This window comes from Pseudomonas sp. Van50 (assembly GCF_055390755.1).
This window is the reverse complement of record NZ_AP024343.1, coordinates 1337170-1358711: the sequence shown is the minus strand read 5'-3', so window position 1 is coordinate 1358711 and position 21542 is coordinate 1337170. Positions and strand designations below refer to the sequence as shown.

18 protein-coding genes and 2 pseudogenes are annotated in these 21542 nt (G+C 63.1%); 5 read left to right on the top strand and 15 right to left on the bottom strand.

Annotated elements, in window-relative coordinates; translation table 11 throughout:
* Positions 1-75: 75 nt before the first annotated feature.
* The 3 genes from ACZ5M5_RS05860 (at position 76) to lptF (ending at position 2060) form a co-directional block, all read left to right on the top strand.
* On the top strand, positions 76-420 hold the full coding sequence (locus ACZ5M5_RS05860) for a hypothetical protein (protein WP_003198166.1): 345 nt from the start codon (positions 76-78) through the stop codon (positions 418-420).
* 386 nt (positions 421-806) lie between these two features.
* Positions 807-1220 carry a DUF4398 domain-containing protein gene (locus ACZ5M5_RS05855; protein WP_003198164.1) on the top strand — a complete coding sequence of 138 codons (414 nt, stop codon included), beginning with the start codon at positions 807-809 and terminating at the stop codon, positions 1218-1220.
* A 51-nt stretch (positions 1221-1271) separates the two neighbouring features.
* Positions 1272-2060, top strand: a complete 789-nt coding sequence (lptF, locus tag ACZ5M5_RS05850; RefSeq protein ID WP_060743077.1) for a lipotoxin F family OmpA-related lipoprotein LptF — start codon at positions 1272-1274, stop codon at positions 2058-2060.
* A 192-nt stretch (positions 2061-2252) separates the two neighbouring features.
* Here the strand turns inward: lptF and ACZ5M5_RS05845 are convergent, their stop codons facing one another.
* From ACZ5M5_RS05845 to ACZ5M5_RS05775, 15 genes and pseudogenes are all read right to left on the bottom strand, one after another.
* Positions 2253-2582 (bottom strand): hypothetical protein, encoded by a 330-nt coding sequence (locus ACZ5M5_RS05845; RefSeq protein WP_030139524.1) that lies wholly within the window; start codon positions 2580-2582, stop codon positions 2253-2255.
* A complete protein-coding gene (locus ACZ5M5_RS05840) occupies positions 2579-3484 on the bottom strand; it encodes an alpha/beta hydrolase (RefSeq protein WP_103307896.1) in 906 nt (301 codons plus the stop codon). Before ACZ5M5_RS05840 ends, ACZ5M5_RS05845 begins: the two co-directional genes overlap by 4 nt.
* Positions 3485-3632: 148 nt before the next feature.
* Entirely contained in the window at positions 3633-4910 is a 1278-nt protein-coding gene (locus ACZ5M5_RS05835; RefSeq protein WP_014336757.1) for a flavohemoglobin expression-modulating QEGLA motif protein, read from the bottom strand.
* Between the two features lie 36 nt (positions 4911-4946).
* Entirely contained in the window at positions 4947-5501 is a 555-nt protein-coding gene (locus ACZ5M5_RS05830) for a hypothetical protein (RefSeq protein WP_103307897.1), read from the bottom strand.
* Positions 5502-5652: 151 nt separating this feature from the next.
* Positions 5653-6369 carry a TetR/AcrR family transcriptional regulator gene (locus ACZ5M5_RS05825; RefSeq protein ID WP_103307898.1) on the bottom strand — a complete coding sequence of 239 codons (717 nt, stop codon included), beginning with the start codon at positions 6367-6369 and terminating at the stop codon, positions 5653-5655.
* Positions 6370-6470: 101 nt separating this feature from the next.
* A complete protein-coding gene (lysS, locus tag ACZ5M5_RS05820; RefSeq protein ID WP_060739030.1) occupies positions 6471-7973 on the bottom strand; it encodes a lysine--tRNA ligase in 1503 nt (500 codons plus the stop codon).
* 108 nt (positions 7974-8081) lie between these two features.
* A protein-coding gene (prfB, locus tag ACZ5M5_RS05815) for a peptide chain release factor 2 (RefSeq protein WP_095963568.1) occupies positions 8082-9177 on the bottom strand; the annotation gives its coding sequence in 2 pieces (ribosomal slippage) (positions 8082-9104 and positions 9106-9177; 1095 coding nt in all).
* A gap of 258 nt (positions 9178-9435) precedes the next feature.
* Positions 9436-10437 carry a response regulator gene (locus tag ACZ5M5_RS05810; RefSeq protein WP_060743078.1) on the bottom strand — a complete coding sequence of 334 codons (1002 nt, stop codon included), beginning with the start codon at positions 10435-10437 and terminating at the stop codon, positions 9436-9438.
* Positions 10438-10484: 47 nt separating this feature from the next.
* On the bottom strand, positions 10485-11495 hold the full coding sequence (gene cheB / locus ACZ5M5_RS05805) for a chemotaxis response regulator protein-glutamate methylesterase (protein ID WP_060739031.1): 1011 nt from the start codon (positions 11493-11495) through the stop codon (positions 10485-10487).
* Positions 11492-13755 (bottom strand): annotated as a pseudogene (locus tag ACZ5M5_RS05800) (response regulator). Before ACZ5M5_RS05800 ends, cheB begins: the two are co-directional and overlap by 4 nt.
* Positions 13752-14420, bottom strand: a complete 669-nt coding sequence (locus ACZ5M5_RS05795; protein WP_060739033.1) for a chemotaxis protein CheW — start codon at positions 14418-14420, stop codon at positions 13752-13754. Before ACZ5M5_RS05795 ends, ACZ5M5_RS05800 begins: the two are co-directional and overlap by 4 nt.
* Positions 14417-15682: a CheR family methyltransferase gene (locus tag ACZ5M5_RS05790; RefSeq protein WP_103307901.1), complete on the bottom strand. Its 1266-nt coding sequence runs from the start codon at positions 15680-15682 to the stop codon at positions 14417-14419. The genes ACZ5M5_RS05795 and ACZ5M5_RS05790 overlap by 4 nt, the downstream gene beginning before the upstream one ends.
* Entirely contained in the window at positions 15679-16215 is a 537-nt protein-coding gene (locus ACZ5M5_RS05785) for a chemotaxis protein CheW (protein WP_464738761.1), read from the bottom strand. The genes ACZ5M5_RS05790 and ACZ5M5_RS05785 overlap by 4 nt, the downstream gene beginning before the upstream one ends.
* Positions 16215-17837: a methyl-accepting chemotaxis protein gene (locus tag ACZ5M5_RS05780; protein ID WP_060739036.1), complete on the bottom strand. Its 1623-nt coding sequence runs from the start codon at positions 17835-17837 to the stop codon at positions 16215-16217. Before ACZ5M5_RS05780 ends, ACZ5M5_RS05785 begins: the two co-directional genes overlap by 1 nt.
* 223 nt (positions 17838-18060) lie before the next feature.
* Positions 18061-18770 (bottom strand): annotated as a pseudogene (locus tag ACZ5M5_RS05775) (tellurite resistance TerB family protein).
* Between the two features lie 184 nt (positions 18771-18954).
* Between ACZ5M5_RS05775 and ACZ5M5_RS05770 the strand changes: the two are divergent.
* Positions 18955-19869: a LysR family transcriptional regulator gene (locus ACZ5M5_RS05770; protein ID WP_060739038.1), complete on the top strand. Its 915-nt coding sequence runs from the start codon at positions 18955-18957 to the stop codon at positions 19867-19869.
* Positions 19870-20084: 215 nt separating this feature from the next.
* Positions 20085-21542, top strand: coding sequence for a gamma-aminobutyraldehyde dehydrogenase (locus ACZ5M5_RS05765; protein ID WP_103307904.1), 1458 nt, complete (start codon positions 20085-20087; stop codon positions 21540-21542).

Here is a 21542-nt window from a genome sequence, read left to right as displayed (position 1 = left end):
GCTAGTCTCATGAGTAAGCCACACAACGGCTTGTCACTCACCGCGCCTGCCACGAGCAGGCTGATTGAGGTCATCATGAAAATTCGTGAGCTTGCCCAGCATTGGGAAGAAAACGCCAAGGGTCGCCTGACCCAGACCGGCTACACGATCCATCTGGACGTGGAAGCCGCCGCGCGCCTGGCAGCGATCTGCGATATGTACCCCAAGCGCCAGCCCGAGGAGCTGCTGGGCGAGCTGATCGGGGCAGCGCTGGAAGAGCTGGAAGCCAGCTTCCCCTATATCAAGGGTTCGCAAGTCGTGGCCACCGACGAAGAAGGTGACCCGCTGTACGAAGATGTGGGCCCGACCCCGCGATTCCTCGCGTTGTCCCGTCGGCATCTGCACGAACTTTCCTCGCAGAACGACAAATCCAAACACTGATTTCCCTACAGCCCAAATCTTGTAGGAGCTGCCGAAGGCTGCGAGCTTTTGATCTTTCGCTTGAGACTCAAGCGGCAGGGGAAAGATCGCAGCCTTGCTTCGCTCGGCAGCGCCTACGCGCGCGCCCTCCCCAAAAACGCATGTCTCCCTACGCCGGGAATACCGCTGCGCGCCTTGAAAGTTCAGCTTTTCTGTCACTGACCGATCAGTCAGTAATTCTTTTGGCGAATGGCCATCCTCGCTGAACTTTTGAAAAACGCCTCGGGTCACACCGAGTAACCATACTGGAACGGTTGTTTAAATAAACGCGCCTTGGCGCCAACGCCAAACCAGACGTCACGGTTTCGGTCCCAGCATGGATTTGTCGTTTTCTCAGGAGTTTTCCAATGGAGTTGAAGCCTATGAATACCTGCACTGCCAAACCCTCATCCACTGGCCTGCGCGGCTTGAAGTTGGCTGCCCTGGCGATCGGTAGCAGCTTCATTCTCGCCGGTTGCGCCGGTAATCCACCGTCCGAGCAGTACGCGGTGACCCAATCGGCGGTCAACAGCGCGGTCAGCGCCGGCGGCACCGAATTCGCCGCTGTGGAAATGAAATCGGCCCAGGACAAACTGAAGCAAGCCGAAATCGCCATGCATGACAAGAAGTACGACGAAGCCAAGCGACTGGCCGAACAGGCCGAGTGGGATGCCCGCGTCGCCGAGCGCAAGGCCCAGGCCGCCAAGGCCGAACAAGCACTCAAGGATTCTCAGAAAGGGGTTCAGGAACTGCGTCAGGAAGGCATGAACAAGGTTCAGTAAACCGTTCACGCCACGACGTACTTCTCATTGATAAAAGGACGACAGACTATGATGCACAAACACTTGATGATGCCCGCCCTGCTCGCTGCCTGCGTAGCCCTGGCCGCTTGCTCCCATGACCCGAACGCGAACCTGGAACAGGCTCGGACCAACTACAACGGCCTGCAGGCCGACCCGGCGGCGACTAAAGTGGCGGCCCTGGAGACCAAAGACGCGGCGGACTTCCTGGCCAAGGCCGACAAGGCCTACCTGGACAAGGAAGACGAGGCCAAGGTCGACCAGTTGGCCTACCTGACCAACCAGCGCGTCGAGGTGGCCAAGCAGACCATCGCCCTGCGCAACGCCGAAGCCGAGCTGAAAAACGCCGGCGACGAACGTGCCCGTGCGCTGCTCGACGCTCGCAATGCGCAGATCAAGCAACTGCAGGACAGCCTGAACGCCAAGCAGACCGAACGCGGTACGCTGGTGACCTTCGGCGACGTACTGTTTGCTACCAACAAGTCCGACCTGCGCTCCAGCGGCCTGGTCAATGTGAACAAACTGGCCCAGTTCCTCCAGGAAAACCCGGACCGCAAGGTGATCATCGAAGGCTACACCGACAGCACCGGTTCGGATTCCTACAACCAGTCGCTGTCGGAACGCCGCGCGGGCTCCGTGCGCACCGAGCTGGTGAAGATGGGCGTCGACCCAGCCCGTATCGTGACCCAGGGTTACGGCAAGGAGTTCCCGGTGGCCGACAACACCAGCGTCTCGGGCCGCGCCATGAACCGTCGCGTGGAAGTGACCATCTCCAACGACAACCAGCCAGTGGCCCCGCGCTCGACCATGAGCGCCAACTGATCGGCTGAATGCAACAAAAAAGCCCCGCCTGACTTCAATCAGGCGGGGCTTTTTAATGAGTTGAGCCGGTCGTATCCCCCTGTGGGAGCGAGCTTGCTCGCGATGGCGGCAGGCCAGTCGACATAGGTGCTGACTGATCCACCGCTATCGCGAGCAAGCTCGCTCCCACAGGGATCACCGACATTCAGGGCATTACGGCTGAAGCTTCTGCGGCGTCTCCTGGCCCATGCAGCGCACCGCGCGCTTCTTCTCGTTGATCAGCACACCGGTCAGGCCTTTCTGCTCGGTGTCGAACAACACCAGTACACCGTCGATGCATTGGGCGACCTGAGGGGCCGGTTCCAGGGACACTTTGTAGTCCTCTCCCGGCACGGTCTTGAGCATGGTGAACTGGTTGAGCAGCAATGCGTCCTCGGGCTTGGCGAAGTGCAGGTAGCCGTAGTACCACAGCACAGCAACGGTGCCGAGGATGCTGCAGATACCGGTGATGATCAGGGGGATGGCGTTACGTTCTTCGCTCATTGCGGGTTCTCTGGTGATTCAACGGGGGATTTCGGGTAGTTCGGGACTTCGCCCAGGCGGCGCAGGCCGTCGAAGTGCTGGGGGTCGTCGAGGTAGCGCAGCATCACGGTGCGCCAGGTCGGGTCGGCGAATGTCTGCACATGGCCGCCGCGGGTCAATTGCAGGACCCGCGGTGGCGGCGCAGCTTGATACAGGCGGATGCCGTTGGAAAGAGGCACGATGGGATCGTCCAGGCTGTGGTAGATCAATTTCGGCACGCCATTCAATTGCGCCACGGAACTGATCGCGCTGTCACCGTCCGGCACCAGCCACGACAACGGCACCTGGAGCGGCCAGGTCAGCCACGATGTGCTCAGGGCAAACCGCCCGACGTCGCGGTAACTGGCGGGCACGCCATCGAGCACCAGGGCCTTGAGCTGCCGTTGCCGCTGGGGATGTTCCACCAGGTAATGCACCGCCAGCGCACCGCCCAGGCTCTGGCCGAGCAGCACCAGCGGCTTGCCCTGGACCTCGGGCGACTGGTCGAGCCATTGGAACGCGGCGTCGATGTCCTGGTAAATCGCCGGCAGGCTCGGCTCGCCTTCGGACACGCCGTACCCCCGGTAATCGACCATCAACACCTGGTAACCCTGCTCCGGCAACCACCAGCTCCCGCCCAGGTGCCAGGCCAGGTTGCCGCCGTTGCCGTGCAAATGCAGCACCGTGCCCTTGACCTCCACGCCTGGCTTGACGGGCAGCCACCAGCCTCGGAGCTTGAGGCCGTCAGCGGTGGTCAGGGTGACGTCGCGGTACTCGAGCTTGGCCCGCTCGGGGGTAAACGGCAGGCCGCGCTCGGGGTAGAACAGCAGTGAGCTGCAACCGCTCAGGGCCAGCAACAGGCACATGATGCCGAGGGTTCGCATCCGGTGAAACCTCGCAAGATCAGGGTTGAAACATAACCCCCTTGTGGGAGCGAGCTTGCTCGCGATAGCGGTATGTCAGTCACGGCTGTGTTGACTGTCCTGATGCTATCGCGAGCAAGCTCGCTCCCACAGGGGGTAGGTATTGTGTTCAAAGGATATTGGAATAATCCGCTTCGATCCGATCCAGGCTCAGGTGATTCAGGAAGTTGGAGAAACACATCCAGGCCGACAGGGCGTTCATGTCGCGGAACTGCTCGGGCAGGTACTTGGGCGGCACCACCAGGCCTTCGTCCACCAACTGGCGCAACGTGCGCATGTCCTCAAGAGTGGTCTTGCCGCAGAACAGCAGCGGCACCTGCTCCAGCTTGCCTTTGCGCACGGCCAGCTGAATGTAGTTGTAAACCATGATGAAGCCCTTGAGGTAGGACAAGTCTTTGGTGAATGGCAGCCCGGTCGGCACCGAGCCACGGAACACCCGGCTGGCGTTACCGTAGCTTTCGGCCATTTCAAAACCCTGCTCGCGGAAGAACTCGAAGACCTGCAGGAAATCGGCGCCCTCCTCCACCATGTGAATGGCCCGGGTGCGGTTGGTCAGCTTGCGCAGGCGACTGGGGTAGGAGGCGAAAGTGATGATTTCCATCAGGATCGCCAGGCCTTCCTGGGTCACCGTGGACGAGGGCGGGCCCTTGGACAGGAAGGTGCAGATCGGCTGGTTCAGGCCGTTGAGGGTGGTGCCGACGTGCACCAGCCCTTCATGGACCTCCAGCGCCCGCACATCGCGTTCGTTGAACATCGCATCGGTGCGGATCTTGATGTAGTCCGCGCCCGCCGCCGCGTCGGCCACGATGCCATCGGACTCGAACACCCGGATGGTTTCCTCGGCTTCGCCGAACACCCGGTTGAGACGGTGTTGCAACAGGCTGACGGCTTCCTTGGCGCTGAGGACTTTCGGCTCGTCCTTGAGGTCGCCACGGCCATCGATGTTGTTCAGGTAATCGGAAAGCATCAGGCCCAGGTCGGCCAAGGTCGGGTCGCCGGCGTGGAAGGCATCGGAGGCGGCGCCATAGAGTTCCTGGGAGATCAGCCCGAAATCCTCGGTGCCACGGGCTTCGAGCATGCGCACCACCATGCGGTATTCCTTGCACATGCGGCGCATGATCTGGCCAACCGGGTTGAACTGCCCCAGTTGTCGGGTAATGTCGCGCTCGATGTTCTGGAACTCCAGCTTCACCTTGCTGGAATCGAAGGACAGTGGCCGGTTGAGGTAATAGTCGCGATCCACCGCAGGCATTTCCTTGCCTTTGGCCTTGAGAAATCCTTTACGGATGCTCTCGTCCCACTTCACCGCATCGAGGATGCGAATCGGCGTTTGCGCCAGCACAATGCGATCGGACAAGGTGCGTATCGTCTGCTGGTAATCGTCCACCCGGAACTCCTGTGAAAAAACGTCCGCTTGTAGCAATTATTGGGATTTGGCCAGTCGCTGGTAACGCACGGCTTCCGAGAACACATCGGAATTGGCCGGGTCGTCGAGGTAGCTGAAAACCTTGTTCATGTCGCTGTCCACCAACACGCCTTCGCCCTCCTCGCTCTGGTTCGGCTGGCCGCTGAGGAGCTTCTGGCCGATGGCCTGGTTGATCTGCTCCAGGTCCAGGTTGTAGACCACCAGTTCCTGTTTATCGGTCAATTCGAAACCGGCAATCAGGAAATGGCCGCCATAGCGGGCCGGCACCTTGGCCGACAGGTACCAGCGGCTGCCGTGACGGGAGACGGTCAGGGGAATGGCTTCGCGCTCATGGGGCCTGGCCCTGAAGTAGCTGATGGCCTGGTAGCGGTGCTTGCCGACCTGCGTCAGCTCCAGGTTCAACGGTTCGCCCCAGGCATTGGTGCTGGTCCAGTGGCCGAGCAGGCCCGCGGGCGCGGCCTCGCTGTCAGGCAACGGCGCCTTGAACGACACCAGGCAGCCACTGAGCAGCAGCAACGACACGGCCAGTACAACGGCACGCCAGGCTTTCATTTGAACTCCCTATGGCAGGTGGCGCCTTGCCTTTGTGGCGAGGGAGCTTGCTCCCGCTGGGCTGCGCAGCGGCCCCCTTTTTTGGTGAGCGCTGCGCGCTCAAGCGGGAGCAAGCTCCCTCGCCACAAGAGCTGTGGTGAACCCGTCGGGATTACACCGACGCCAGTACCAGGTGCATGTAGCGGGTCAGGATGCCGAGCATATCTTCATCGGCGACCGGCTCGGCGCCATTGAGCAAGCCCTGATATTCCATCCGTCCGATAATCGCCGTCAACACTTTGGCATCCTGTTGCGGCTCGCGGGAGCCTAATACCTGGAAAAACTGACACGTGCCGTGCAACAAAATCTGCTGGTGGGAACGCACCAACTCCGCCAGGCGCGGGTTGAGCAGGGCTTCCTGGCGAAAGGCCTGCTCGGCCATCAGGTAGTCACGACGACTGTCCAGCTGATGCCGCACGTAGTCGGCGGTCATCCGGGCAATGTCGTCCGCCAGTTGCGAGCGCGATTGGGCGCTGCCGTCACCATAGGCGACCATTTCCCGCAGCAGGCCTTCGTTGTTGGCCCACAGCTTGCCCATGAACGCCGCGCTACGTTCCACGTACTGGGCGAAGGTGTCGGTGAGCAGGTCATCGATGTCCTTGAAATAATACGTGGTGGCCGACAGCGGCACGCCCGCTTCAGCGGCCACCGCGCGGTGACGCACCGCACGCACGCCATCGCGCACGACAATGCGCATGGCCGCATCGAGAATCTCCTGGCGACGCTGCTCACTGCCCTGTCGGCTGGCCTTGCGGCCCTGGTACTGAACACTTTCAGCGACAGCCGTGGCGACGCCCGCTGCACCTTCTGAAGCCATTGCACGATTCACGACAGGTCTTCCTCGCTCTTTGAAAAACTAACCAATTGATACGTTTGTACCAGACAGGCAATAAAAAGCCGCCCTTCCAGGCGGCTTTTTAGTTGAAGCACTTACGCTTGAGGCCGCATGTGCGGGAAGAGAATCACATCCCGGATCGACGGTGAGTTGGTCAACAACATCACCAGGCGATCGATGCCGATGCCTTCGCCGGCGGTCGGCGGCATGCCGTACTCCAGGGCGCGCACGAAGTCGGCATCGTAGTGCATGGCTTCGTCGTCGCCGGCGTCCTTGTCGGCCACCTGGGCCATGAAACGCTCGGCCTGGTCTTCGGCATCGTTGAGCTCGGAATAGGCGTTGGCGATTTCACGCCCACCGATGAACAGCTCGAAACGGTCGGTCACGCTTGGGTTCTCGTCGTTGCGACGGGCCAGCGGCGACACTTCGAACGGGTACTGGGTGATGAAGTGCGGCTGTTCCAGCTTGTGCTCGACCAGTTCTTCGAAAATCATCACTTGCAGCTTACCCAGGCCTTCGAAGCCAAGCACCTTGGCGCCGGCCTTCTTGGCGATGGCGCGGGCCTTGTCGATGTCCTGCAGGTCGGCGGCGGTGATCTCAGGGTTGTACTTGAGGATCGAGTCGAACACCGACAGGCGCACGAACGGCTCGCCGAAGTGGAACACCTTGTCGCCGTACGGCACGTCGGTAGTCCCGAGAACAAGCTGCGCCAGCTCGCGGAACAGTTCTTCGGTCAGGTCCATGTTGTCTTCGTAGTCGGCGTAGGCCTGGTAGAACTCGAGCATGGTGAACTCGGGGTTGTGCCGGGTCGAAACACCTTCGTTACGGAAGTTGCGGTTGATCTCGAAGACTTTCTCGAAGCCACCGACCACCAGCCGCTTGAGGTACAGCTCCGGCGCGATGCGCAGGAACATTTCCATGTCCAGGGCATTGTGGTGGGTTTCGAACGGCTTGGCCGCCGCACCGCCAGGGATGGTCTGCAGCATCGGCGTCTCGACTTCCAGGAAGTCACGCTTCATCAGGAAGCTGCGGATGTGGGCGATGACTTGCGAGCGCACGCGGAACGTCTGGCGCACGTCTTCGTTGACGATCAGGTCGACGTAGCGCTGGCGATAGCGCTGCTCGGTGTCGGTCAGGCCGTGGTGCTTGTCCGGGAGCGGGCGCAGGGACTTGGTCAGCAGGCGCACGCTGGTCATCTCGACGTACAGGTCGCCCTTGCCGGAACGAGCCAGGGTGCCTTCGGCGGCAATGATGTCGCCCAGGTCCCAGGTCTTGACGGCAGCCAGGGTTTCTTCCGACAGGGTCTTGCGGTTGACGTAGACCTGGATGCGCCCGGTCATATCCTGGATCACCATGAACGAACCACGATTGAGCATGATACGACCGGCCACCTTGACTGGAATCGCCGCCTCGGCCAGCTCTTCCTTGGTCTTGTCCGCATACTGCTTCTGCAAGACGTCGCAGTAGGCGTCGCGGCGGAAGTCGTTGGGGAAGGCCTGGCCCTTGGCGCGCTCGGCAGCAAGCTTTTCCTTGCGCAGGGCGATCAGGGAGTTTTCTTCCTGTTGCAGGGCTTGCGGGTCGAGTTCTAGGTCGCTCATGTCTTTAAGGATTCCATCACAGGTTCGTTGCCCCCGGCCCGGGCCGGAGTTTGCGAGCGAGCCGCGCTTCTTGATGGAAGCGTGCCCGCCCGCCGCATGGGTGTCGCGTTACAGCCCTTGTTTGAGGCTGGCGATCAGGTATTCATCGATATCGCCGTCGAGCACCTTGTCGCAATCGCTGCGTTCGATGCTGGTACGCAGGTCCTTGATCCGCGAGGCGTCGAGCACGTACGAACGGATCTGGTGACCCCAGCCGATGTCCGACTTGGTGTCTTCCAGCGCCTGGGACGCCGCGTTGCGTTTCTGCACTTCCTGCTCGTACAGGCGGGCCCGCAGCATCTTCATCGCGGTGTCTTTGTTGGCGTGCTGGGAACGCTCGTTCTGGCAGCTGACCACAGTGTTGGTCGGTACGTGGGTAATCCGTACCGCCGAGTCGGTGGTGTTGACGTGCTGGCCACCGGCCCCGGAGGAACGGTAGGTGTCGATACGCAGGTCCGCCGGGTTGATCTCGATTTCGATGTTGTCGTCGATTTCCGGCGAAACGAACACGGCCGAGAACGAGGTGTGGCGACGGTTGCCGGAGTCGAACGGGCTCTTGCGCACCAGGCGGTGCACGCCGATCTCGGTCCGCAGCCAGCCAAAGGCGTATTCGCCCTTGATGTGCACGGTGGCGCCCTTGATCCCGGCGACTTCACCGGCCGACAGTTCCATGATGGTGGCGTCGAAACCGCGCTTGTCAGCCCAGCGCAGGTACATGCGCAGCAGGATGTTGGCCCAGTCCTGGGCCTCGGTGCCGCCGGAACCGGCCTGGATGTCCAGGTAGGCGTTGTTCATGTCCATCTCGCCGCTGAACATGCGGCGGAATTCCAGCTTGGCGAGGTTCTCGTCGAGGCGTGTCAGCTCGGCGACGACATCGCCGACCGCGCCTTCATCGTTCTCTTCGACAGCCATGTCCAGCAGGTCGCGGCAATCGGCCAGGCCGCTGGACAACTCGTCCAGGGTCTCGACGATCTGCGCCAGCGCAGAACGCTCGCGGCCCAGTTCCTGGGCGTACGAAGGGTTGTTCCAGACATTCGGATCTTCAAGCTCGCGATTGACTTCGGTCAGGCGCTCATGCTTTTGATCGTAGTCAAAGATACCCCCGAATAGTTTCGGAGCGCTCGGACAGGTCCTTGATGGTGTTAAGGATCGGGTTGATTTCCATGGCGGGCAGCACTCGTTGGCGAACTTTTGAAAGCCGGCGAGTATAACGTAATCAAGCGCCAGCGGCAGCCCGCCTGGCGGCTTTAGAGGATTGAGGCTTGCTCAGCGCAGATCGCTCGTGACAAGTGAGCTGTGGGAGCAAGGCTTGCCCGCGATGGAGTCGGTGCGGTTTCAAGTGGAAACAAGGTGCCTTCATCGCGGGCAAGCCTTGCTCCCACAAGCTTATCCCTCACCACAAAAGCCACCTCGCCCAGCTGTATTATTCGACCCCCACCCGGTTCCGCCCATTGTGCTTGGCCAGGTACAGCCCCTTGTCCGCCGCCGAGATCAGTTGCCGGCAATCGCCACCTTGCTGCGGCGTGACGGTCGACACACCAATGCTGATGGTCAGGTTCTCGCCGCCGTCGGGCGTGGTGTGGGGGATTTTCAGGGCGACGACGCTCTGGCGCAGTTTCTCGGCCATCAACCGGGCGCCGCCCGGCGAGGTGCCGGGCAGCACCAGGGCAAACTCCTCGCCGCCGTAGCGGGCCGGCAAGTCGGACGGACGGCTGCACGCCTCGCGGATCGCCGTGGCGACCTTGCGCAGGGCTTCGTCGCCCTCCAGGTGACCGAAGTTGTCGTTGTAGGCCTTGAAGTAGTCCACGTCGATCATCAGCAGCGACAGTTGGCTCTGGTCGCGCATCGCCCGGCGCCATTCCAGCTCCAGGTACTCATCGAAATGCCGGCGATTGGACAGCCCGGTCAGGCCGTCGGAGTTCATCAACCGTTGCAGCACCAAGTTGGTGTCGAGCAGCTGCTGCTGGCTGACCCGCAGTGCGCGATAGGCCGCGTCGCGCTGCAACAGCATCATGTAGGAACGCGAGTGATAGCGGATGCGCGCCACCAGTTCGATGTTGTCCGGCAACTTGACCAGGTAGTCGTTGGCCCCGGCGGCGAACGCCGCGCTCTTGACCAGCGGGTCCTCCTTGGTGGACAGGACAATGATCGGAATATCGCGGGTGGCGGGATGGTTACGGTACTCGCGCACCAGGCTCAGGCCGTCGAGGCCGGGCATCACCAGGTCCTGGAGAATCACCGTCGGCTTGATACGAATCGCCTGGGCGATGGCCTGGTGGGGGTCGGAGCAGAAATGGAAGTCGATGTTTTTTTCATTCGACAGCCCGCGCCGCACCGCTTCGCCGATCATCGCCTGATCGTCGACGAGCAAGACCATGGCGGCGTTCTCATCGCGCTTGAAATCGTCGAGCTGCAGGTCATTCATCATGGTGGCTTACCTGGGTACGGCCGGGGCAAGGCTCGCGGGGTTCTTCATGGGGTCACAATCTCCAACAGCCGTGGCGCGATGGCGTCCAGGGCAAGAATATGGACGGCGGCATCGATGGCGGCCGCGGCTTTGGGCATGCCATACACCGCGCTGCTGCGCTGGTCCTGAGCGATGGTCACGTAGCCCTGCTGACGCATGAGTTTAAGCCCTTGCGCACCGTCGCGGCCCATGCCGGTGAGCAATACGCCCACCGCGTCACCGCTCCAGTACTGGGCGACACTTTCAAAAAACACGTCGATGGAGGGCCGGTAGATCTCGTTCACCGGCTCGGCGGTGTAGGCCAGTGTGCCGTCCTTCAACAAACGCAGATGATGGTTGGTCCCGGCCAGCAACACCGTGCCACTTTGCGGCGTCTCGCCGTGCCGGGCCAGGCGCACCGTGTGGCCCGACACGCTGCCCAGCCACTCGGCCATGCCCGCGGCGAACACCTCGTCCACATGTTGGACCAGCACGATCGCTGGGGCAAAGTCCCGCGGCAACGCCTTGAGCAGCACTTCCAGCGCCGCCGGCCCGCCCGCCGATGACCCGATGGCCACCAGGCTCTTGCGCGACACCGCCGTACGCTGCGCCGCTGGCGCGGGGCGTTCATGCCTGTTGCGCTCACCGATCAGCCAGCCGATGTTGGCGATCTTGCGCAGCAGCGGCGCAGCCGCGTCCGCCGGATTACCAACACCCAGGGCCGGGGTATCGACCACATCCAGCGCGCCATGGCCCATGGCCTCGAACACCCGGTGGACGTTCTGCTGGCTGTCCCCGGTGACAATCACGATAGCGCAGGGGCTGTCGGCCATGATCCGCCGGGTGGCCTCCACGCCATCCATGATCGGCATGAGCAGGTCCATCAGGATCAGGTCAGGGGTGTATTCGGCGCAACGCTGCACCGCCTCGGCCCCGTTGACGGCCACCCAGACCAGCTGATGCGCCGGCTCGAACGCCAAGGCGCGACGCAGGGCCTCGACCGCCAGGGGCATGTCATTGACGATGGCGATCTTCAAGCGCGCGCCCCTCCGATCAGTTCAACCACGGCGTCGAGCAAGGCGTCGTCGTGGAAGCTCGCCTTGGCCAAATAATAGTCGGCGCCGGCGTCGAGGCCACGGCGACGATCTTCTTCACGATCCTTGTAGGACACCACCATCACCGGCAGCGACTGCAAGCGGTTGTCGCGCCGCAACAGCGACACCAGTTCGATACCGTCCATGCGCGGCATGTCGATATCGGTGATCAACAAGTCGAAATCCTCTGAGCGCAATGCATTCCAGCCATCCATGCCATCCACCGCCACCGCCACGTCATAGCCGCGATTGAGCAGCAACTTGCGTTGCAGCTCGCGCACGGTCAGGGAATCGTCCACCACCAGGATTCGCTTGCGCGGGGCCTGGGCCTGGTTCTGCCGGGCGATGCGCTCCAGGCGCCCGGTATCGAGCAACTTTTCCACCGAGCGCAGCAGGTCTTCGACATCGATAATCAACACCACCGAGCCATCGTCGAGCAGGGCCCCGGCGGAAATGTCCTGGACCTTGCCCAGGCGTTCGTCCAGGGGCAGGACCACCAGGGTTCGCTCGCCGATGAACCGCTCCACCGCCACCCCGTAGATCGTCTCGCGCTCGCGGATCACCACAACCTTGAGGGTCTGGCCGCCGTTCTGCGTCGACGGGCGATCGAGCAACTGGCTGGCGGCGACCAAGCCGATATGCCGGCCTTCGTGCCAGAAATGCTGACGCCCTTCGACCTGGACGATGTCTTCCGGCGCCAGGTCGCACATGCGTTCAATGTGAGCCAGGGGAAAGGCGTACGCCTCACTGCCGACTTCCACCACCAGGCTGCGCACCACCGACAGCGTCAGCGGCACCTCGAGATGGAAACGACTGCCCTCCCCCGCCGTCTGCTCCAGCACCACCGCCCCGCGCAACTGCCGGACCATGTGCTGGACGGCGTCCAGGCCGACGCCGCGCCCGGATACTTCGGTGACTTTGTCGCGCAGGCTGAAACCGGGCAGGAACAGGAAGGTCAGCAGTTCCTCTTCGCTCAGGCTGGCGGCGGTTTGCTCAGGGGAAAGACCGCGCTCGACGATGCTGCGGCGCACCCGCTCCAGGTCCACCCCGGCGCCGTCGTCCACCAACTCCAAGACCAGCAGGCCAGCCTGATGAGAGGCGCGCAGGCGGATCAGGCCTTCGGCGGGCTTGCCGGCCAGTATCCGTTGCTCCGGTGCTTCGATGCCGTGGTCCACGGCGTTGCGCAGCAAGTGGGTCAGTGGCGCTTCGAGCTTTTCCAGCACATCGCGGTCGACCTGGGTTTTCTCGCCTTCGATCTCCAGGCGTACCTGTTTGCCCAGGCTGCGGCCCAGGTCACGGACCATACGCACCTGCCCCGAAAGCACATCGGCGAACGGCCGCATGCGACAGGCCAGCGCCGTGTCGTACAGCACCTGCGCCCGTTGACTGGCCTGCCAGGCGAATTCATCCAGTTCGGCGGCTTTCTGCGCCAGCAACTGCTGGGTCTCGGCGAGCAAGCGGCGGGCATCGCCAAGGGCTTCCTGGGCCTGCAGGCTCAGGGCATGGTCCTTGAGGTGTACGTTCAACTCTTCAAGGGCGCGCAAGCCAGTGCCTTGCTGGCGCTTGAGCCGTTGCAGCGTCGCCAGCCAGGGCTTGAGGCGCTGGGTCTCGACCAAAGACTTGCTCGACAGGTCGAGCAAGCTGTTGAGACGTTCGGCCGTGACCCGCAAGACCCGCTCGCCGCCTTCGGTGACCCGTTTACTCTTCGAAGCCGGCTCCGCTGTCGCGAACGGTTCCGGAACGAGCAGCTCGACACCGATGGGGTCGACAGGCACCTCGATGCTTGTCGGTACCGGCGCTGGCAGTTGTGCAGCGTTGGGGTCGAGCAATCGCCCCATCAACGCCACATAGGCATCGATATCCGGGGCGCCGACGTTGTTGCCCGGCGTGGCGATGCGCGTCAGCAGGTCGGTGCCTTGCAGCAAGGCGTCGATGTGCTCGGCCCCAGCACCAGGCGCCGCTCCTGGGCACCGACCAGGCAATCCTCCATGACGTGGGCCACGCTGACGCCAGCGTTCACCCCGACGATCCGTGCCGCGCCCTTGAGGGAGTGCGCCGCGCGCATGCACGACTCGAGGTATTCGGCCTGGGTCGGATCGCGCTCCAGCGCCAGCAAGCCGGTGCTCAGCACCTGGACCTGGGCTTCGGCTTCCAGGCTGAACAGTTCCAGCAATGAGGCGTCGCGCATCTGGTCAGGGGTCATGACAGGCTCCGGGCCACGGCGGACAGCAGCTGTTCTTCATCCAGCCAGCGCAGGCTGCGGCCTTTGTAGGGCAACACGCCACGGGTGTATTTGCCCGCCGATGGCGAAGCGCTCGCCAGGATGCGTTCATCGATGGCGTGGATGCCGTCCACCTCATCCACCGGCACCACCACCGGCCCACCCTTGGCCGCGACAATCAACATGCGCGGCATGACCCGTGTACCGGTAACCGCCGCGCCGGGCTCCAGGTCCAACAGCTCCACCAGCGACAGGCAGGCCACCAGTGCCCCGCGCACATTCGCCACCCCCAGCAAGGCCCGTGAGCGTTGGTGGGGCAACGAGTGGATCGGCTGCAACGGTGCCACTTCCACCAGGCTGCGCGTCGTCAGGCCCAGCCATTCCTCGCCGAGGCGGAACATCAGCAGCGAGCGCGTGACCACCTCGTTGTCCACCGGGGCCAGGGACAAGTCCCGTTGATCCTGCGGCAAGGTGTAACGGTCGAGCAGCCGGGTGGCGGCCGCCGAATACACCGAGCAATTGCGGCAGTGGATATGCTCGACCAACAGTGGACAGGATTTATCGCCATGCACCCCGATGCGATTCCAGCAATCATCGATTGCCTGGGCATCGTCATGGGTGACGTTGTAAGAAGCCGAACCGCTCATCGTTTGTGCTCACTGTCTACCGTGCGCCCGCTACGGGCGGCGCGTTCCTGCAATCGACGGGCTCCGGCCGCGTCTCCCTGGGAAGCCAGCAGCGCCGCCAGATGCACCAGGGCCTCGGCGTGTTGCGGTTCAAGATAAAGCGCCTTGCGATAAAAACCCTGGGCTTCAAGCGCGCTGCCAGCCATGTCGCTGAGCAGGCCCAGCCAATAGAACACCTGGGCGTTCGGCGCATGGCTGCGCAAATACTCTTCGCACGCCGCACGGGCCTCGGCGCTTTTGCCACCGTTGGCCAGGGCGGCGATATTGGCCAGCAAGGTCGCGGCGTCGCTGCTCTTGGGTGGGGCAATCGGCGTGACGTTCGCGGCAAACGGCCGCGGCCGAATCACCGGCGCAACGACCCGGGGCGGCGGCTGACGAACCGGCAACGGCGGCGGCATCAACGCTGGCAACGGTTGAGGCTCCGCAGCCCCGTGGCGGCTGAAGGCGAACGATTGGGCTATCCCGATCGAGCGCATGCCCAGGCGTCCCAGCAAGCTGCCCTCGGCGGGGCCGATAAACAGCACGCCGTCCTGATGGGTCAGGCGCTTGAGCACCTCGAACACCTGCTGCTGGGTCGGCTGGTCGAAATAGATCAGCAAGTTGCGACAGAACACAAAATCGTAAGGTGCCTCGTTCACCAGCAAGGCCGGATCCAGCAGGTTGCCCACCTGAAGGCGTACCTGTTCACGCACCCGTTCACTGAGGCGGTAACCCTCGTCCGCGACGTCGAAATGCCGTTCGCGAAAAACCAGGTCGGCGCCACGGAAGGAGTTTTTGCCGTAGCGCGCGTCCTTGGCCCGTGCCACCGACAGCGGGCTGACGTCCAGGCCATCGACCTTGAACTGATGGGGCCCCAGGCCCGCGTCGAGCAAGGCCATGGCGATGGAATACGGCTCTTCGCCCGTGGAGCACGGCAAGCTGAGGATGCGCAGCGCACGCAGGTGCTTGATCTCGGCCAGACGCTTGACGGCCAGCCTGGCGAGGGTTGCGAAGGATTCGGGGTAGCGGAAGAACCAGGTCTCCGGGACGATCACCGCTTCGATCAGCGCCTGCTGCTCCGGGGCCGAATGCTGCAGGGCCTGCCAGTATTCATCGGCGGTTCGCCCGGGCACGGCACTGATCCGTTGGCGCACGGCCCGCTCGATGATCGCGGTGCCGACGGAGGTCACGTCGAGGCCAATGCGCTCCTTGAGAAAATCGAAAAAACGTTGATCGTCGTTCATGGCGTTGGCCCGAGGTCGTCGAGGTCCAGCGGCGGCGCAGGAAACAGCAGCGCCCGAACGGATTCGTCGAGCAGGTCATTGACCCGCACCCATTGCAGCAACCCGTGGGCATCCTCGCGTACGGGGCCGAGGTACGGCGCCTGCCGATTGTCCAGGCCATAGGGTTTGAAATCGGCCGGATCACAACGCACGGTGTCGGTCGCCTGTTCCAGGATCAATCCCAGCACGTGCCCGGCTTGTTGCCCGTCGCTTCGATAACGCACCAGCACCAATCGTGTGCTGGTCCGGGCCTCGGCATTCTGGCCGAACGTCAGGGCGCACAGGTCGATCACCGGCACCATCGTGCCGCGCCAGGCAAGCACCCCCGCCACCCAGGACGGCGCCCGGGCAATCGGTTTGAGGGGCAAGCGCGGCAGCACCTCCACCACATCGATGGCCTGCAGGGCGTACCGTTCGTTGCCGATGCAGAACACCAGGAACAACGACTGGCGGACCGTCGGTGCGGCGCCGCGCCGGGGATCGATTTCGCCCATCAGACTTTGAAACGCGAGACGCCGCTGCGCAGCCCCACGGCGACCTGGCTCAGCTCGTCGATGGCGGAACTGGCCTGGCGCAGGGAATCCACGGTCTGGCTGCTGGCATCGCCCAGTTGCACCAAGGCGTGGTTGATCTGCTCCGCGCCGGTGGCCTGGGCCTGCATGCCTTCGTTGACCATCAACACCCGCGGGGCCAGGGCCTGGACCTGATGGATGATCTGCGACAGTTGCTCGCCGATCTGCTGCACTTCGGCCATGCCCCGGCGCACTTCTTCGGAGAACTTGTCCATGCCCATCACCCCGGCCGACACTGCGGACTGGATCTCGCGCACCATCTGCTCGATGTCATAGGTCGCCACGGCGGTCTGGTCGGCCAGGCGCCGCACCTCCGTGGCCACCACGGCGAAACCGCGCCCGTACTCACCGGCCTTCTCGGCCTCGATGGCCGCGTTGAGGGACAGCAGGTTGGTCTGGTCGGCCACTTTGACGATGGTCACCACCACCTGGTTGATGTTGCCGGCCTTCTCGTTGAGGATCGCCAGCTTGGCGTTCACCAGGTCGGCGGCGCCCATCACCGAATGCATGGTTTCCTCCATGCGCGCCAGGCCCTGCTGGCCGGAGCCGGCAGCCACCGAGGCCTGGTCGGCGGCGGTGGAGACTTCGGTCATGGTGCGCACCAGGTCCCGGGAGGTGGCGGCGATTTCCCGGGACGTCGCGCCGATCTCGGTGGTGGTGGCGGCGGTTTCGGTGGCCGTGGCCTGTTGCTGGCGCGAGGTGGCGGCGATCTCGGTGACCGAGGTGGTGACCTGCACGGAAGAGCGCTGGGCCTGGGACACCAGCGAGGTCAGTTCAGCCATCATGTCGTTGAAGCCGGTTTCCACGGCGCCGAATTCGTCTTTGCGCGCCAGGTTCAGGCGCCCGCTCAGGTCGCCGCTGCGCATGATCGCGAGGATCTCGACGATGCGGTTCATCGGCGCCATGATCGCCCGCATCAACAACAACCCGCACAGTACGGCGACGATCAGCGCAACCAGGAACGACAGGCCCATGGCGACCTTGGCCGCCGTCACCGCGTCGCCAATGGTCTGGGTGGCGCTTTCCGCCAGCTCGCGATTACGCTCGATGATTTGATTCAAATGCCCGCGGCCGTCGAGCCACGCCGTCGTCAGCTCTGTGTTCAGCGCCAGTCGCGCCCCTTCGTAATCCTTGCGCTGATACAGGTCCAGGACCTTCGCCAGGGCCTTGTTGAAGTCCTGGTGATTGACTTCGAACTCGTCAAAAGAGACTTGGTCGGCCGGGTTCTGGATCAACTTCTGGTAGTTCTGTATCTCTTCGCGCAGGTGCTGCTCGAAACCCTGGTAGCGGGCCTTGTCCTCGGCGGTGATTTCCCGGTTCCCCGAGAGGCCGACGATCTGTTGGGTCAGGACATAGCTGTCGACCCAGCCACCGCGGATCATCGAACTGAAATACACCCCTGGCACCGCATCGGTCCGGACCTTTTCTTCACTGTCCTGGATCTTCAACAACCGTGAATACGAGACAACCACCATCAGCAGCATAATGGCGATGATCACCGCAAAACTCGCCAGGATGCGTTGGCGCAATGTCCAATTCTTCACAGTAAAACCTCGGGCACTTGAAATGCTGGGGAGTATAGCCGAGGGCGGCGTGGCGTCTGTATGGCGGCGTGGGAGGATTTTTGACAGGCCGAGGTTCGCGATGAAATCCATCCCTGTGGGAGCGAGCTTGCTCGCGATAGCGGTGTATCAGTCAAAAATGCTGCGACTGACCGGGCGCCATCGCGAGCAAGCTCGCTCCCACAGGGAATAGCGTTGGGGCTGTTTAGGCGGTCGCCTGGCGCACCTGTTTTTCCAGTTCCACCTTCAAACCCGGCTCCAGCTTGAGTTGGCGCGCCAGTTCGTCGAGGTAGGACTTCTCCATGAAGTTTTCCTCGTCCACCAGCATCACACTGGCGATGTACATTTCCGCGGCTATTTCCGGGGTGCTGGCGGCGCGGGCGACGTCGGTGGGGTCCAGGGGTTTGTTGAGTTCGGCGTGCAGCCAGTGTTGCAGCTCCTGGTCGTTGTCGAGCTTGGTGAATTCACCTTCGATCAACTGCCGCTCCCGCTCGTCCACATGACCATCGGCCTTGGCCGCCGCCACCAGGGCCTTGAGGATCGCCTGGCTATGCTGTTCCACCTGCGCCGGGGCACGCGGTCGAGGGTCTGCGGTTCGGTTTTCGGCGCGGTGCCCTGTTGGGCCTGCCAGTTGCCATAGGCTTTGTAGGCGATCACGCCCAAGGCAGCCAAACCACCGTAGGCCAGGGCCTTGCCACCGAAGCTGCGGGCTTTCTTGTTGCCCAGCAACAGGCCCATGGCCCCGGCGGCCAGGGCCCCGCCGCCCGCGCCGGAAAGCATCCCGCCCAGGTTGCCGGAGCCGCCGAGCAACCCGCCCAGGCCGCCGGACGACTTGCCCTGTGAGCCGCCAGCCTTGTTCTGCAACATTTCCTGGCCGGACTTGAGAAGCTGATCGAGCAATCCACGGGTGTTCATTTGTTGCCTCCACATTGTCGGGTCAACGTAAGGCCCCCAGCCTAGATCGAAAGTGCCCTGACGCCGCAGGCGAGATTGCTTCCAGATGTTGCCTGGCTCATTCAAAGGCGCACTCACCTATCCTTCTAAAAAAACGATATACACTCCAGTACATCGATAAAAATCACCCAACGGGTATACGCCCATGATGACCCTGCGTCAGATCCGCCACTTCATCGCCGTGGCCGAAACCGGTTCCATCTCCGCTGCTGCGCAAACGGCGTTCATTTCCCAGTCCACCCTGACCCTGGCGATCCAGCAACTGGAGCAGGACATCGGCGTCAGCCTGTTCAGCCGCCATGCCAAGGGCATGACCCTGACCCACCAGGGCCATCAATTCCTGCGCCAGGCCCATGTGATCCTGGCCACCGTCGACAACGCCAAGCGCAGCCTGCAACAAAGCACCGATCAGGTGGCCGGCCAAGTCACCATTGGCGTCACCAGCCTGGTCGCCGGCTATTACCTGGCGGACCTGCTCACCCGTTTCCAGCGTGCCTACCCCAACGTAGAGATCCGCGTGATGGAGGACGAACGGCCGTACATCGAGCATTTGCTGGTCAGCGGCGAAATCGATGTCGGGGTGCTGATCCTGTCCAACCTGGAAGACCGCCACGCGTTGCAGACCGAAGTCCTGACCCATTCGCCACACCGCTTGTGGTTGCCGGCGCAGCACCCACTGCTGGAGCACGACAGCATCAACCTGGCCGACGTGGCCCGCGAACCGCTGATCCAGCTGAATGTCGATGAAATGGACCGCAACGCCCAACGCCTGTGGCGCGGCGCCGGCCTGCAACCGAGGGTCACCCTGCGCACCGCCTCGACCGAAGCGGTGCGCAGCCTGGTGGCGGCGGGATTGGGTGTGTCGATCCAGCCGGACATGACCTACCGCCCTTGGTCGCTGGAAGGCGACATCATCGAAGCCCGACCGATCGCCGACCTCAACCAGACCCTCGACGTAGGCCTGGCCTGGCGCCGGGGCACGGCGCGACCGGCGTCGGTCGACCCGTTCCTGGCCGTCGCCCGGGAACAACCTCATGGCGGGCGCAAGCCATCTATTTAATCGAATGCAGCCTTGAGTATTTCGAATTTGTCGGCCTCGGGGCTGAGCCCTAATCTGATTACGCCCCCCTTCCTGTGGGAGCTGAGCTCGCTCGCGATAGCGGTGGGTCAGGCAAAATTGATTCAACTGACAGACCGCTATCGCGAGCAAGCTCAGCTCCCACAGGGACTATTTTTAACTGGCAGTAGTCATCACCCTTAAATGAGAAATCGGACATGGCTGGCACGCAAACCCCGTTGTGCACCGCGTTGCTGATCGACGGAGAGTTCGTTGCCGGCGAAGGCCTTGTCGAACCGATCCTCAACCCGGCCACCGGTGAAGTGGTGGCTCACGTCGCCGAGGCCAGCACCGAACAGGTGGAAGCCGCGATCCTCGCCGCCCATCGCGCCTTCGACGGCTGGTCGCGCACCACGCCGCAACAACGCTCGAACCTGTTGCTGGACATCGCCAGCGCCATCGAAAAGAACGCCGATGAGCTGGCCCGCCTCGAATCCCTGAACTGCGGCAAGCCGCTGCACCTGGCGCGCCAGGATGACCTGAGCGCCACGGTGGACGTGTTCCGTTTCTTCGCTGGCGCCGTGCGCTGCCAGACCGGCCAGCTCAGTGGCGAATACCTGCCCGGCTACACCAGCATGGTGCGCCGCGACCCAATCGGCGTAGTGGCGTCCATTGCACCGTGGAATTACCCGATCATGATGGCCGCCTGGAAAATCGCCCCGGCCCTGGCCGCCGGCAATACGCTGGTGTTCAAGCCCTCGGAACACACGCCGCTGTCGATCCTGGCCCTGGCCCCGGCACTGGCCAGGATCCTGCCGCGAGGCGTCATCAATATCATTTGCGGGGGCGGCGAAGGTGTGGGCAGCCATCTGGTCAGCCACCCGAAAGTGCGCATGGTCTCGCTGACCGGCGACATCGTCACCGGGCAGAAGATCCTCCAGGCGGCGGCGAAAACCCTCAAGCGCACGCACCTGGAACTGGGCGGCAAGGCGCCGGTGATCGTGTGCAACGACGCCGACATCCAGGCCGTGGTCGAAGGCGTGCGCACCTACGGCTATTACAACGCCGGGCAGGATTGCACCGCAGCCTGCCGGATCTACGCCCAGGACGGGATTCACGACCGCCTGGTGGCCGAGCTCGGCGCGGCGGTCAGCAGCCTGCGCTTTGCCGGCAAGCGCGACGCCGACAATGAGATCGGCCCGCTGATCAGCACCCGCCAGCGCGACCGCGTGGCCAGTTTTGTCGAGCGCGCCCTCGGCCAGCCGCACATCGAACGCATCACCGGCGCGGCGGTGCATTCCGGCGCCGGTTTCTATTACCAACCCACGCTGCTGGCCGGCTGCAAGCAAAGCGATGAAATCGTCCAGCGCGAGGTGTTCGGCCCGGTCGTCACCGTGACCCGTTTCGACGAACTCAGCCAGGCGGTGGACTGGGCCAACGATTCCGAATACGGCCTGGCCTCCTCGGTGTGGACGCAGAACCTGGACAAGGCCATGCAGGTGGCGGCGCGGCTTCAATACGGCTGCACCTGGATCAACAGCCATTTCATGCTGGTCAGCGAAATGCCCCACGGCGGCCTGAAACGTTCGGGTTATGGGAAAGACCTGTCCAGCGATTCGCTCCAGGACTACAGCGTGGTGCGCCACATCATGGCCCGCCACGGCCAGCATCTGTAG